Origin of the sequence: Prauserella cavernicola, from assembly GCF_016595675.1 — a bacterium.
In the GTDB taxonomy this organism is placed as follows: Bacteria; Actinomycetota; Actinomycetes; order Mycobacteriales; family Pseudonocardiaceae; genus Prauserella_A; species Prauserella_A cavernicola.
The window spans coordinates 1-306 of the sequence record NZ_JAENJH010000051.1 but is presented as its reverse complement, the minus strand read 5'-3'; the positions used below and the strand labels follow the sequence as shown (position 1 = coordinate 306).

The following is a 306-nucleotide window of genomic DNA, read 5'->3' as shown; positions in this document are numbered from 1 at the left end:
AGGCCCAAGGCGGCGACCGCGGAGGCTGAGGTGACCGACCTCATGGAGGCGTTGCAGGCCAGCGTCTCGGCGGCGAAGAAGTCGCGTCAGCCTGCCAGATCCGCGAAGAGCGGCACGGACGGCAAGGAGAGCAAGGAGTCCACGGCCAAACGATCGACGAGGAAGCCGGCCAAGGGGGCCTGAGGGCGTGTCGCTCCCGGCGTTGTCGGAGCGTGGTGGTACCAACAGGTCATGACGTGCACAAGCTGCCTGAGGGAACTCGACCACTGCCACGGCACGGTGGTGCAGCACGTCGCCGATGCCACC

The 306-nt window shown here is 67.6% G+C and carries 1 pseudogene; it reads left to right on the top strand.

The features are described from left to right. A pseudogene (locus JHE00_RS34650) lies at positions 1 to 183 on the top strand (non-homologous end joining protein Ku); the annotation flags it as partial. Positions 184 to 306 lie beyond the last annotated feature (123 nt).